Source organism: Alteromonas lipotrueae (assembly GCF_019249255.1).
Classification (GTDB): domain Bacteria; phylum Pseudomonadota; class Gammaproteobacteria; order Enterobacterales; family Alteromonadaceae; genus Alteromonas; species Alteromonas lipotrueae.
Window position 1 is genome coordinate 20,864 of record NZ_JAESDJ010000016.1, and the last position, 13,116, is coordinate 33,979.

Annotated in this window: 10 protein-coding genes; 3 read left to right on the forward strand and 7 right to left on the reverse strand. The window is 43.4% G+C overall.

The annotated features are described in order from the left end of the window. Positions 1–3: 3 nt before the first annotated feature. Both KYS23_RS17365 and KYS23_RS17370 read left to right on the forward strand, forming a co-directional pair. Positions 4–1,470 carry an ATP-grasp domain-containing protein gene (locus KYS23_RS17365; RefSeq protein WP_159532365.1) on the forward strand — a complete coding sequence of 489 codons (1,467 nt, stop codon included), beginning with the start codon at positions 4–6 and terminating at the stop codon, positions 1,468–1,470. Positions 1,471–1,483: 13 nt separating this feature from the next. Next, positions 1,484–4,138, forward strand: a complete 2,655-nt coding sequence (locus KYS23_RS17370) for a M14 family metallopeptidase (RefSeq protein WP_159532367.1) — start codon at positions 1,484–1,486, stop codon at positions 4,136–4,138. Positions 4,139–4,276: 138 nt separating this feature from the next. Here the strand turns inward: KYS23_RS17370 and glgC are convergent, their stop codons facing one another. Continuing rightward, positions 4,277–5,653 carry a glucose-1-phosphate adenylyltransferase gene (gene glgC / locus KYS23_RS17375; RefSeq protein WP_159532369.1) on the reverse strand — a complete coding sequence of 459 codons (1,377 nt, stop codon included), beginning with the start codon at positions 5,651–5,653 and terminating at the stop codon, positions 4,277–4,279. Between the two features lie 378 nt (positions 5,654–6,031). Here glgC and KYS23_RS17380 point away from each other — a divergent pair, with 378 nt between their 5' ends. After that, positions 6,032–7,357: a M24 family metallopeptidase gene (locus KYS23_RS17380; protein ID WP_218419584.1), complete on the forward strand. Its 1,326-nt coding sequence runs from the start codon at positions 6,032–6,034 to the stop codon at positions 7,355–7,357. 76 nt (positions 7,358–7,433) lie between these two features. Here the strand turns inward: KYS23_RS17380 and KYS23_RS17385 are convergent, their stop codons facing one another. The 6 genes from KYS23_RS17385 to KYS23_RS17410 form a co-directional block, all read right to left on the reverse strand. Further along, a complete protein-coding gene (locus KYS23_RS17385) occupies positions 7,434–8,129 on the reverse strand; it encodes an SCO family protein (protein ID WP_159532373.1) in 696 nt (231 codons plus the stop codon). After that, positions 8,077–8,697, reverse strand: coding sequence for a toxin-antitoxin system YwqK family antitoxin (locus KYS23_RS17390; protein ID WP_159532375.1), 621 nt, complete (start codon positions 8,695–8,697; stop codon positions 8,077–8,079). The genes KYS23_RS17385 and KYS23_RS17390 overlap by 53 nt, the downstream gene beginning before the upstream one ends. After that, entirely contained in the window at positions 8,684–9,562 is an 879-nt protein-coding gene (locus tag KYS23_RS17395; protein WP_218395934.1) for a YHYH protein, read from the reverse strand. The genes KYS23_RS17390 and KYS23_RS17395 overlap by 14 nt, the downstream gene beginning before the upstream one ends. Positions 9,563–9,951: 389 nt before the next feature. Next, positions 9,952–10,416, reverse strand: coding sequence for a DUF3718 domain-containing protein (locus KYS23_RS17400; RefSeq protein WP_218419585.1), 465 nt, complete (start codon positions 10,414–10,416; stop codon positions 9,952–9,954). A 444-nt stretch (positions 10,417–10,860) separates the two neighbouring features. Further along, the gene (locus KYS23_RS17405) at positions 10,861–11,973 is read right to left on the reverse strand and encodes a hypothetical protein (RefSeq protein WP_218419587.1); all 1,113 of its coding nucleotides are present in this window, start codon (positions 11,971–11,973) and stop codon (positions 10,861–10,863) included. A gap of 133 nt (positions 11,974–12,106) precedes the next feature. Further along, on the reverse strand, positions 12,107–12,913 hold the full coding sequence (locus KYS23_RS17410; protein WP_159532383.1) for a PaaX family transcriptional regulator: 807 nt from the start codon (positions 12,911–12,913) through the stop codon (positions 12,107–12,109). Positions 12,914–13,116 lie beyond the last annotated feature (203 nt).

Below are 13,116 nucleotides of genomic sequence, written 5' to 3' on the forward strand. Positions count from 1 at the left end.
AAAATGTCTACAACTAAACTACCTACCATTGGCCTACTCTACTTAGATCACGTTCTGCGCTTCTTCGATAAATCGAATTTTAAGGGTTGGCCAGACAAAATTGAAACTGTGTGTTACCACTGGGGTAACGACAAGGCCCGCTTTGTACGTGAAGTAAAAAGCAAAAATATTGATATTCTTATTGGCAACATTCCAGCCACAGCGTACGAAACGTTTCGAGAAATTGCTCGTGAGCTACCGAACGTTCGCTTTTTGCCAACAATGGACACGCAGTTTGCCAACAAGTCGAAAGAAAACGTCACGCATTTTTGTGAAAAGCACAACCTTCCTATTCCCAAGACTGACATTTTCTATGAAAAAGATGAGGCGATGGCGTTTTTGCGTAGCGCTAGCTACCCGAAGATTATTAAGAAATCTTACGGCCCGTCTAATTATGGCGGCTACTTCGTTCACAAGGTAGATAGCTTTAAAGAAGCGGCCGAGTTGCTTAAGAAAAAGAAATATCATCCGGTATACGTGCAAGAATTTGTACCTATGAAGGCAGACATACGCGTTATGCTAATAGGTCATAAGCCGGTTTGCGCATTTTGGCGTCGTCCGCCGGAAGGTGAATGGCTGACTAATACTAGCCAAGGCGGCTCTATGGACTACGCTAATGTACCTAAAGAAGCGCTACAAATTGCGGTTAACGCTTCAAAGGCCGCTAAAGCTGAATACTGGGCGTCGGATATCGCGTTAGGCGTTGACGGTAAATTCCGCATTCTAGAATGCGCTACCGCTTTTGCTGCGTTCCCTTATATTCGTGACTGGATCGGCCAGTACATAATGTGGACCTTGTGTTCAGAGCGCTTTAAGAAACCGCACATTCCTTTGTATAACTGGGAGGAACTGGGTAAAATTCGCACGCCATTGTTACGCACCATGAGAAACATTACCTTTGGTGAATACACACCAAGTTATGACAGCGCCGATGCAGCAGCCGTAACGAATCGTGAATTATATCCTTTACTACCTGTTGAATTGCAGCTTGACGAAGAATGGCCAAGTGAATCTTGGAATTTTCAAGATAATTACACCCCAAAAAGCAAAGCGCAAATCTTTACCGACTTACATTTAGAAAACCAAGATGTAAGTGAAGACGATGGCCTAGATGACGTTATTGGTGATGGACTAGAGCGTGTTTTAAATGATAGCAATGATGAGTTTGAAGACGGTGTTGAAGCAGATGCAGACGAACTCATTTTAACTACGTCAGAGCTAGAAAGCTTCTTTGCTGGCGTAAAAGGTATAGGCCCTAAGCTTACAGAGGTGATAATCAGTACTCTGGGTGAAGAAGGCACGTCAAAAGCGATTTATGCTGATCCAAGCGTGTTTCTGACGGTTAAAAACATTCAGCAAAAGAAAGTCGATGCAATTATCGCGCATTGGGATAATTTCAAGACTACGCTGGTAACCACTGATTTCTCTTAGCTAAGAAGAAACAATGAAAAAACAATATACCTCGTATCAAGAAACAATGGCGTTTTTGGAACAGGCTCAGGAAAAATACCCCGAGCTTATTCGAGTGCATAGTATCGGAACCACATGGGAAGGTAGACCAATTATGATGGCTACCGTATCTGCTAACATTGAAACCGCAGACAGCAAACCCGCGCTATTATTTACCGGCACTATCCACGCTCGAGAATGGATTGGTAACGAGTTAGCCATAAAATTTATTGATTATGTGCTAACCAACATTGACCATAACCCATCTATTCAACAAGCATTAGGCCGAAATACGCTTTACATGGTGCCGTGTTTGAACCCTGACGGTTTTGAATATTCACGCACCCACTTTTCTTTCTGGCGAAAGAATAGAAGAGATAATGGCGATGGCACTTTTGGTGTTGATTTGAACCGTAACTTTGGTGTTCGCTTTAAGCGCTCTGCTGATACTACGGTAAACACCTACTCAGGCCCAGCCGCGTTCTCTGAACCAGAAACTGCTGCCATTCGCGATTTCGTGCTGGATCATAAAAACATAACTATTGCCCTAGATTACCACTCCCAAGGTAATGTGTTTTTCCCTGCCCATAAGTTTAATCACGAGTCTGAAATTGAAGGTACCGACTTAAACGTATTGTGCGCCAATATGAACCGTGAAATCCATAAGGTAACGGGTCGCCAATACGGTATTCACCGTGGCAAGCCACCTACAAACTTGATTAACGGTAGTGGCCGAGAATATTACTACTCGTTAGGTATTATCTCAGCTGTGGTAGAAGTGGGCACTCGCAACATTCCTGATTACATGACGAATATGTCGCAAAGTGTAGACGAGAATGTACCTGCCGTGCTTTACGCCTTATCAGAAGCGAAAAACTACTCTAATGAAGCACCCGCTCGGGTAGATAATTTCACTATTGAATCAGTGGGCGTTTACGAAGCGACTCTATGCTGGGATTATCCAGAATCTGATGATATTTATTTTGAACTGTATCGCTCTGAAACAGTGAAAAGCCCTTGCCGTGAAGATAACCTTATCGCGATTATTGGCAAACACTCGTTCACCGACGTACAGCTTAAAAGTGGTCAGAAATATTTCTACAATATACGTGCAGTTAATAAGGTCACTGATACCAAATCGCCGTTTAGCCCTGAAATTAAGCTTAAGACCCAATTATCTGAAGATGAATATTTCAGAGGTTTATTCCCATCGAAGCGCGGTATTGGTTATGTAGGCCAATATACTCTCGAGAAAAACCGCGACCATTTCGGCTACAACTCCTTGTTTGTAGGTGTGAATAAACGCCGTGGTATCTGTTACGGGGTAATTGCATTTAATATGGAAAACTTACCTGAAGAAGCCCGTATTAAGAATGCGAGTTTCTCTTTGTACCCGATGAACCGCGTTAACGCCAAAGTAGAAAATTTTGGCGAATGGACAGTGTCAATTCTCGACCCATCAGAAATATCTGACATCACCGATTTCAATCAAATTCACCAAGCTAAGCCTATTCAAACGCTTGGCGATGAGATTCGCTCAGATAAACTAACTCAAGGTATTTGGTCTCATTGGGATTTAAATGTGGCTGAGCGTCGCATTATTCGCAAATCTATTAAGAACGGTACCTTATTGCTTCGCGTTGAAGGTCCTAGAAAACTGCCTCTTGGCGCAGACTCGCAAATGATGCAGTTTGATATTGGGTACGGAAAGTTTGGTTCAGGTATTCATTACCGCCCTAACTTGGAAGTTATTTATACGCTTCCAAGCAAACAGGTAGAGCTAACCCCATCATCACTTAGCACGGTATCGAAAGCACAAGTGAATCAAAATGAACTGCAGTCTGGTTTTGATGAAAACGGCGATGTGGTGTACGGGCAAATGACCTTCTTAACCGAAAACTTGCCTGATCCTAAGAAAACCGTGATCACCGAAGCCTACTTAACGATGAGCAACGACAATGCCTTGCCTACATCTCAAGATATTCGTTTCACCATTGAATTAGCGGGTCTTGAAGATCTTGACTACCAAAGCGTGAAAAATAGAGAGAAAAAAGAGTTTATTGGTTATGAAGTGAGTAACGCTCAACTTAAAGACAAAAACTCGCACAACTTTATTTTTGACAGCTACTGCCGAGAAGCATTAGAAGAAATGCATGCGAAACATGCGCCTTTTCATTTCGTGGTTCGTTCAACATCTTCAAGCGCTGAAAAGAACATGCTGGTCAATTGGCATGACTTACACAGTAATCAAGTGTGTAAATTGGTGATTAAGTACATAGAGCGTCGTAAAGAACCTCTACCGGCACCAGCTAACTTAAGCGTAACCTTAGAAAATCGTCAGGTTAAGCTAAGTTGGAGCAACCCGAAGCATGCCGATTTAGTGGGCGCGTTTGTGGTTAGAAACCGCTTCCACTCGCCGCGCTCTCCTCTTGATGGCGTGAAGCTTTATGCAGGCTCAGATGAGTATACCTATGACAACTTCGGTAACCCGAATGTTGAGAAGTATTACTCGGTATTTGCCTACGACGACGTGCCAAACTATTCTGCACCTGTCAGCGTTTATTATTCTTCTGAGGAAGTGATACCGGTAGAGGAAGAGAAATACGAGAAGCAGGAAGAGGAAGATGACGATGAGCCGCTAATTGATTAAGCCTCTACTGGCCTTATCTTTTTAGCTTGTAGTTCACGCTATGCACAATCAACGGTAAAAACGCTGAGACAAGCACACGTTATAATGAAAATAGGCGCACTAAGCGCCTATTTTTTGCTCGTTAAGTATGCTTTTATATTAACGGTCGTTCAGCGCGGTGGAAACATGAGTACGGGCGATGTTTCGAGTCGACAGCTCTGAATGTATTGGTCTAATTGGGCTTACACTCGTCGATTTTTGCGGTACGTCAAAATATATTTCCACGTCGGCAAAACTATCAATGACTTGCTGAGTGATTAACGTCACTCCCTTCTCGCTTACTGAAAAGCCGAAGTGCTTGGCAATATTAGTATCATCAATAGACAAATTAGCAGGGATTGTCACGCCTTTATCGACGATAACGTTTTTTAATTTGGCTCCGGCCTCGATAGTCACATCAGGCAGCAATACACACCCTTGAAGTGAGGCGCCATCACCGATTGCGCAATTGGATGACAAAACAGTGTGATGGATACGGCAATTAGTTAATTGGCAACCGGTGCCAATCAAAATCTGATTGAGATCGCACTGGCCTTTTTGCGCCCCACCCCGGATTTGAGTTGGCGCGCTAGACAAGGTACTTCCCCATATGGGCCAAGAGGGGTCGGCTAAATTCAACACATCGCTGTTGTTCAGCAAATCCATATGAGCCCGCCAGTAACTATCAATGGTACCTACATCGCGCCAATAGGGAATTTGGCAACCATCAGCGCCTCTGAATCGATGCGCAAACACTTTGTGGTGTTCAATAATATTGGGGATCACGTTTTTACCGAAATCGTGATCTGATCCCAATGTTTTAGCATCTGCTTTAAGTAGCCGATAGAGCACCTCAGCATTCACTACATAATTGCCCATTGAGGCCAAACAATACTCAGGAGCATCTAACAATGGATGAGGTTTACTTGGTTTTTCGTCGAAAGCGGTTACCTGACCTTTGCTATCAGCACTTAACACTCCCAGCTGATTTGCCGCATTCTTAGTAGGCACTTCTATACAAGATACTGTCATTTCAGCGCCATTTTTCACATGTTCTGCCAGCAGTTTGCGATAATCCATTTGATATACGTGATCCCCCGATAAGATCATCACATATTTAGGCGCTCTGGATTTGATATAGTCAATATTCTGAAAACACGCATCTGCAGTACCTTGGTACCAGCTTTCAGACTGTTGCTGGGAGGCAGGAAGAATATCTAATCGCCCCCCAAAACTGTTGTTCAACGTGCCCCAATGTTGCATCAAATGGCGAATTAAACATTGAGACTTATATTGGGTGAGTACCGCAATTCGATTTAGGCCGGAATTAACACAGTTTGAAAGGGGAAAATCGATGATCCGACAGTGACTGCCAAACTCTAGTACCGGTTTAGCCCGTGTTTCTGTAAGCGCTTTTAATCGAGAGCCTTGCCCTCCAGCTAGCACTAACACCATGGTATTTTCTATTATTTGCTGCAAATCAATCTCTGCATTCATAACTGTCTCCGGCTAGGGTGATACCTAAATCGATGATGATTAAACTGCAATCACAATTTAATTTATCTATTAAAGGAAAATTGCCGACATTGAATTCAAAAAATTCTACAACATGCCCAACGTGTTAATGTAAAGTAAACAAGGAATTTCAGTTTAATGTATTGATCCGTATCAATACCAGTGGAGATGCGCGCCTATCGAGCCGCTTATACTCACTATAAACCCAGCCTATATGTAGCTTCTAGCAGACCTATGATCGCTACAGCGAGTCACGCTATTCTTTCCTCTACTTCATTGTAGCCATCGTTGCTTAAGCTAAACAGCTTATGATAGTTTTAATGATTACATGCTTATAATTCAAACAAATAAGGAAAGGGAATGAGACCAGTTTATACGCTTGTTTTGTTGTTGGTGAGTGTGCAATGTATGGCCAAAGATGTCATGGATATGCAGGCTAGGAGCGCGCTGGTCGATGAAATACTAGTGCAACGATTCGAGCAGGTTTTACCCAGCCTTATGCAGCGTACCAATATTGATATGTGGGTAATTATGTCGCGGGAATACAATGAAGATCCCGTGATTAAAACCATGCTGCCATCAACATGGTTGTCGGCCCGCAGGCATACCATGTTAGTCATTTATAACCCTGGCGAAGGAAAGCCTCTTGAACGTTTGGCCGTAGCGCGGTATGCAGTGGCCGATTTATTCGAAAAAGCATGGGACAAAGAAGCTCAGCCTAATCAGTACAAAGCACTTGCCGACGTTATAGAGGCGCGCAACCCTAAACGAATTGCAGTGAATGTTTCAGATGCATTTGCGCTTGCTGATGGTATGAGTAGCACTGAAAACCGCAAGTTCATGGCCGCCCTCTCTCCTACATTTAAAGACCGTGTGGTATCAGGTGAAAAACTTGCCATTGCTTGGCTAGAAACCCGTAGTAAGCTTGAAATGCAACACTACCCAACCCTGACTCAAATTGGCCACAAGCTTATTGGTACGGCTTTTTCAAACGACGTCATTACCCCTGGAACCACCACCACTGACGATGTTATTTGGTGGCTGCGAGACCAAAGCAAAGCATTGGGGTTAGAAAACTGGTTTCATCCCTCAGTGTCTATCCAACGTGCTGACAAAGAAAAATTTGATCAAATAAAAGCATTTAGTAAGCGCTCGGGTGAAAACATAATTCAGCCTGGCGACCTTATTCATGTTGATTTTGGCATTACTTACTTGCGTTTAAATACCGATCAACAGCAACACGCCTATGTGTTAAAAGCTGGCGAAACCGCCCCTCCTGAAAGCATAATGAAGGCCTTTGCTGCAGGTAACCGTTTGCAAGATATTCTTACTAGCAATTTTAAAGTGGGGCGTACTGGCAACGAGATTTTGCAAATGTCTCGAGAACAAGCCATTGAAGAAGGGCTTACACCCTCCATTTATACTCATCCCCTTGGCTTCCATGGCCATGCAGCAGGACCAACTATTGGGATGTGGGATGCCCAAGAAGGTGTTCCCATACAGGGCGACTATCCCATGTATCCAAACACGGTTTATTCCATTGAGCTCAATGCCGCAACCTATATTCCAGAATGGGGGAAGGACATTCGCATCATGTTGGAGGAAGATGCATTTTTTGATGGTGAAAAAGTTAAGTATCTCGACGGCAGACAAAAGGTACTGCATCTCATTTCACCAGGGGAGTAGCCGCAAGTGCTAACGGCGCGTTTATTTACCGTTATCTTTCCACCGATAAACGCGCTAAACCTGATAATTAGGCCTATTATTCAGTCGGAATGCTAAACGTTAACTGAGCGTTCAGCACCTTAATATCCGCTATCAAATAATCGACAGAAGCACTATTAAGCCCGTTGTATATGCCGCGAATATGGCGATTCTGATCTATCAATAGCAGGCTTTCCGTATGCAAAAAATCTTCTGTATTTTGCAAATTTCCCAGATCGTCGCTAGCGAAGTACGCGCTTTTTGCTAATGAATAAATAGCATCTCGCTCTCCTGTCGCCAAATACCACTTACCGCTCACAATCCCATTTTTATCCGCATAAGCTTTTAGCAATTCTACCGTATCGGTATGCGGCCTAATCGAGTGCTGAAGAATTTTTACGTTATCGTCATCAATAAATGCTTCTTGTACCTTCGCTAACTTAGAGCGGATCATGGGGCAAATACCAGGGCAAGTGCTAAAGAAAAAACCAGCCACGTAAATTTTATTATCGAAATCTTTTTCGCTGACCTCTTCACCGTCTTGATTAGTAAAACTAAACGGCGGTATTTGGTGAAAACCATTAAGCGCTTCACTACCGCTTTCAATCCAGTGCGGTGTAAATTCTTTACTGTTGTAATAGGGTAACTCGGCGGTGCCATATGCAAATGAAGCAAACGCATTACCCAATAAAAGCAAAGTGCTACAAACTAAGATTTGCTTGATTTTGGTAGTAGTCAACAGAGATAACTTCATCCTCAAGCCCCACACAATTGTTCGCTTTTCTAAGCCCATAAATCCGCCCATTTTTGTATTCAAAATTAGAGTATAAGGTGCCGTTTTTACGCCACGCTTGCTGCAAGCCTGTTGGCTGCCCTTCGTGGTAGTTAAATTTCTTAAACTTGGCGCCATTTCTGTACCAACGCCATCCCTCCCCTTCGACTTTGCCGTTTTCATACACGAATGCCGAGCGAAGATTACCGTTAACCCACCAGGTTTGTGTACGTCCATCTCGCGCACCAGATGTATAAAACGACTCGTAGCCTAAAATGCCGTTGGAAAACCACTTTCTGGCGACTCCAGCTCGGCGTCCTTCTATAAATTCGTCTTCTGTAGCCAGTTTTCCTGTGGGGTGATAACTCACCACTTTACCGGTGAAAGGCGTACTCTTGTAAATCCGAACACCTTGCTTATTCAAAGATATGTCACTTTGATACACCACTAATGGTGGTCTAGAACTGTAGGCTACCGACGCGTAAGTTGTTGCTAGCCAAAGTGCACAGAACATCAACAACTTACAGGTTATTGATTTAGTTAATATCACTCGGCGTACCTTGAAAGTTACCCGGGAAAATAAGGTAGTACTCACCGTTTAGGTATTGTTCAGTCGATACGTGATAGTGATATTCAGCATCTTCTTCTGAACCACCGGTATAAAGGGTAATTGACGTGTGGCCGTTGGACTCATCCAAGTCGGTGGGGTAGCCTACGGTTGAATAGCAGCGTCTTCCAAAAATGAAAAATCCGTCTGCCATAATACCTACAAGCGAATCATCATCATAAGAGATAGCTTGTGGCTCTAGATGATAGTGGTAGGTTTGCGGCCCCGTGTGCGCACCATTTCTATCGAAACCTTGTATTACGCCCAGCGATACATCTCCCGTCCCCTCTGAATCATTGAAAATCGGTGCCCCGCTGAGCGCTATGCCAATAGCACCTAACGGCGTGGCTGATGACGTCGCAGCAAGCTCTGGCGATACCGGTACAGTTAAATCAAAATCATTAATGTAATCTTCAATGTCACCCGGTGAGCGCTTTTGATTGAATAAGGTCTCATCTTCAGGCTCAACATATAAGCCGCTGGCATTGCCTGAATCCCAGTATGACGAAGTGTGATCGGGTTTGCCTGCCGACTCTAGCGAGACCGTACATCCATCTTCAGACAACACAATGGTGACATTAGGCGCCGCAACAAATTCAAGATAAGCACTTGAAAGCTCGGTCATGGGTGAGTCGCATGTGGTTGCACTCGAATCACCGTCGCTACCCGAGTCTGTGCCAGTGCCCGTATCCACACTGGTGTCGCTGCTTACGGTTTCATCGGTAGATGATCCCCCTCCGCACCCTGCTAATACCGACAGAATGCTTACACAAAATAATGCAGCTAGTGCGTAGTGACTTTTCGACATAATGATTCTCTCTATTGGTATTTACTGCAGCGGTACTCGAACGTTTACGCATATTGCAAACAAACGTAAGGAACGTGAATAGTCAGTAAAATAGCACGGGGCTTGGGTGCACAATGTGCATATTCAATGGAGATTGTTGATGGAAAAATGAATAGATAAAAGAAAGTAAAAGTTAAACCGTTGAGGCTAGTACCCATTTGTGGAAAGTTAGCGTTGTCGTTTTTTAATCAGTAATGAATGGGTTGTTTGGTTTAGTGTTTAAGAGAAGGAGGCTTTTGAGAGGTATTATTTCACACCAGAAGGCGCAGTGATTAAAATAAGTTACTGGCCCACCCAGTTGCCGAGTGGGCCATGAAACTGTGAACAAACGTTAAATCAGTGTGGCTGTCCTATTCAGAGAATGGACGTACAACTACTGATTCTGTGCTGTATGCACGAGCAAAGGCTGACATTTCTTTGTGGTTACAAATAATGGTTTCGCCTTCTAAGCCATACTTAGCTAGTGCTTTTTCTGTACCGATTGAAACGGCATCTAGACATGCTTTTGAAGCGATATCTTCGTTCTTAGCAACAAGCGCGATACCTTTAGTTTCACTGGTAGTTTTATTGCTGTATAAATCAGCAAACTTTCTTAAGCTTACGTCATTACAAAGCAATGATGCACTGAAAGACGCAACATTTAATCCGTTGTCACGAATTAAGCGCTTTGCTGCTCTATAGCCTTCTGTCGCAGCTGTGTAGCAAGCTTGCGTTTCAATGTTTTGATTAATTGGGTTTAAACGAACGTCTTGAGCAAAAGCATTTAAAGACGCTACTGAAGAGATTAAAGCAATGGCGAAAGTTGACAGTTTCATAATGTAATTCCTATTGTGTAACAAAATTAGAGTTTTCTTAAGCAACGCGTATATTATGACCAAAAATTACGTAAAAGAAAGCTTATTTCGTAATTTAATTACATAAAAGACCAAAAAACTGTACTTTTCACATCAATTCTGTAAGTTTTTTACAAAAATTAACCTTTTTAACAATCGTTGTTACAAAATGCGAATATATGTAACGTACATTATTGTTATCTAATATTGGATACGGCTATATTCAGCAGGTTAAAGATAGATATTTGAAGTTATTAAAGTGCTTAAGCGATCAAACGAGCTAATCTATGTGGTGCGAGGGTGGGTATGTATTTACAAATTTGCGTCAGAAAAGTAATGAGGGTTTTGCGACAACATTGCCCACCGACTGTGCGGTAGGCATCAATGATTAAGTAAATAGCCGAAACGGCTTTTATACTTTCACTACTACGTAATTAAATCGTGCATCCAATTTAGAGAAGGAAGTTTTCGGTCTTGCTGGTAGAACAAACGGTTTAGCCTTCCTAAAAGATTGACGGGCCTGGATGGATCGTGAGATTTAACCCTATGGGAACTTTCATTAAGCATAAACTCCCAAGGTTGTAGGTTCATATCATCAATCTCGTCCTGTTGAACGCCTAAGCTTTTAAGCGTAGACAAAATACGTTCTGTTTTGCTTTCTACAACAGGCAAAATGATACTACCGTATAAATCAGTTAAAGGTGCATTAATAGCGGCGAGTGTGTGGTTAATTGCCGACCACACCATGTCGTGATCGAACTCCCAGTCACGTGGCGCATAGTAGCCCTCTATTTCCCACTCTAGTTCGGCGTTACTGGCCGCTATACTGCTCTCTGCTTCTGGCGAAAACGACAAGTCAGGGCGCGCACCAATATTGTATGCGTCTACGCTCATGGCAACACAAATCACAAGATCTCCACATAGTGCTTTATTTTGATACAAGGCTTCAAATGCCGCCCGCTTTACCCCCATCCAGCCGTGCACTTTCGAAGGTTGTTCTACAAAGTGACGCACATCGTTGGGCAAGTCTTCACCATAGAGATCAATTAATAGTGGTAAAGGATTTTGTTCTGGTGCCTCATCAGGCATCCACACTTCATACTCTTGGCGATTATCTGCTTTCCCACGGCTTTTAATACCGTACGATAAGTTTACAGGCCGGCAAATACTGCGATCTTCATCAACTTTATGAAAATACTCAGAGCGCATTCGCTTGATAAATGGGGCGTCTAACCCTGCTAAGGCTGCGGTAGGATAGCGATAACCAATCTCGCTATGTTCAACCATCGTGAGTGTAGGTATGGCTTTTTCAAGTTTACTCTTTACGCCCTTAAGTTGCTCTACATTAGGTAATACAATACTTCGCTCCGGCTCAATGGTAAGCCGGCTTCCATCTTCTGCGACAAACTTGGGGGTTTTGTGAAATTCGTACTGAGAAAGGCCTAAGCCCTGCACCGCGATGTTACGATAACGCGACAATTCACTGAAAAGCGCGGTGTGGTTCCGAATATGTTTAAACAGGGGGCGGTTTGACGTCATACTACTTATTCCATGTCACGTATTTAAGTTGGAAAATCTGTGCGTATCTATGCAACCGTTTTTCGGTATTTCCAATGACAGTGTGCCACAAAGATAGCTTCAGGCAAGCACCTCCGTGCTCATACCTCTTTCCTCACTTATTTATATTTAAAAATGCATACCAGACTTCAGCGCCAGCTTTATCGTACTCTTCGACTTTTGCGCGGAATGCTTTACGAAGGTCAACATTTACCAAAGGCGCTGGCAGCAGTGGGTCGAAGACCAATCGTTTTAGGGCATTATCGCCAACGAGATAATATTCCTTTGCTGCATCATCTAGTGTCAGGCCTTCTATACGCTTACGCGACCTCGCGAGTTCAATTAACCCTTCTTCATAGCTAGCTTCAAGGCTTTTGGTTTGCCATAACCCTGCAGCCTTTTTTTCTGTCGCCTCTGCGAAGTCTGATGCGTTAAACACCACAGCGCTTTTATCTAACCCCAATCGGTACAAACGCTCTCGTGTCGTACCTACCGTGTCGTTAAGATTATTCGGCCTAACATAAAAGTCCGCTGAGAGCTTTTTTAAACCCATTAGTTTAAGTGCCCTGTCTTGTGCCCGTGTAGCCTTGCGATCACTTTTTGCTAATGCGGTAGTCAGCACGGTAAGCCAGTCTCCACGCCATTCACATAATCTAGACTCTGCGGTATGCCAGTTACTGATCTCCCCAGCAAATTGCTCGCCTTCTTTGCCTAATTGGTAATAGCCACGCTCCACCAGCTTAAGCAACTTTGCCGATTGCAGACGAGTAAGGGTAACTCGAATGTTATTTTCCGAAATACCAAACAAGGCTCCTACCCGCACGGCGCTGGCTGCATCCATTTTTATACCGGGGCGTGAACCAAGTAGCTTCATCAGCAAGTGGCGGGCTACGGGTTTATCGGTAGGTTTTTCGGGTAACATATTGCTTTACCAATCTATTAGTAATTAAAACGACATCAAGTGAGCACTTTACCTAAATGCCCTGCATTTACAAAGTATATCCTTTTTCCGCCCTCTTACTTGGCCATATGTACCTGAACATACGCACTTAAATAACACGTATTAAATAAAGCCGCTCAAACAAATTCTTCAATATAACTACCCGATCAAAATTACACCGTTTG

Excerpts from the sequence above, each read along its gene's own strand:
- KYS23_RS17365 (WP_159532365.1), top strand. The coding sequence starts at position 4 with ATGTCTACAACTAAACTACCTACCATTGGCCTACTCTACTTAGATCAC.
- KYS23_RS17370 (WP_159532367.1), top strand. The coding sequence starts at position 1,484 with ATGAAAAAACAATATACCTCGTATCAAGAAACAATGGCGTTTTTGGAA.
- glgC (WP_159532369.1), bottom strand. The coding sequence starts at position 5,653 with ATGAATGCAGAGATTGATTTGCAGCAAATAATAGAAAATACCATGGTG.
- KYS23_RS17380 (WP_218419584.1), top strand. The coding sequence starts at position 6,032 with ATGAGACCAGTTTATACGCTTGTTTTGTTGTTGGTGAGTGTGCAATGT.
- KYS23_RS17385 (WP_159532373.1), bottom strand. The coding sequence starts at position 8,129 with ATGAAGTTATCTCTGTTGACTACTACCAAAATCAAGCAAATCTTAGTT.
- KYS23_RS17395 (WP_218395934.1), bottom strand. The coding sequence starts at position 9,562 with ATGTCGAAAAGTCACTACGCACTAGCTGCATTATTTTGTGTAAGCATT.
- KYS23_RS17400 (WP_218419585.1), bottom strand. The coding sequence starts at position 10,416 with ATGAAACTGTCAACTTTCGCCATTGCTTTAATCTCTTCAGTAGCGTCT.
- KYS23_RS17405 (WP_218419587.1), bottom strand. The coding sequence starts at position 11,973 with ATGACGTCAAACCGCCCCCTGTTTAAACATATTCGGAACCACACCGCG.
- KYS23_RS17410 (WP_159532383.1), bottom strand. The coding sequence starts at position 12,913 with ATGTTACCCGAAAAACCTACCGATAAACCCGTAGCCCGCCACTTGCTG.